General features: G+C 56.5%; 1 protein-coding gene. It reads left to right on the forward strand.

All coding sequences use genetic code 11. From position 1 onward, the window contains the following. A partial coding sequence (locus AC1DMU_RS29620; RefSeq protein WP_476941699.1) for a collagen-like domain-containing protein occupies nt 1–503 on the forward strand: 503 nt, incomplete at both ends.

Consider the following 503-nt stretch of genomic DNA (forward strand, 5'->3'; position numbering starts at 1 on the left):
GGTGCTACTGGTGCCACTGGTCCTCAAGGTACTCAAGGTAACACGGGTGCTACTGGTGCCACTGGTCCTCAAGGTGTTCAAGGTAACACAGGCGCTACTGGTGCTACTGGACCTCAAGGCGTTCAAGGTAACACGGGTGCTACTGGTGCTACTGGACCTCAAGGTGTTCAAGGTAATACAGGTGCTACTGGTGCCACTGGTGCCACTGGACCTCAGGGTGTTCAAGGTAACACAGGCGCTACTGGTGCTACTGGACCTCAAGGCGTTCAAGGTAACACAGGCGCTACTGGTGCTACTGGACCTCAAGGCGTTCAAGGTAATACAGGTGCTACTGGTGTCACGGGACCTCAAGGGGCCCAAGGTAACACGGGTGCTACTGGACCTCAAGGCGTTCAAGGTAACACGGGTGCTACTGGTGCCACGGGACCTCAAGGGGCCCAAGGTAACACGGGTGCTACTGGACCTCAAGGCGTTCAAGGTAACACGGGTGCTACTGGACCTCA

Source organism: Bacillus sp. 01N45, from assembly GCF_056399205.1.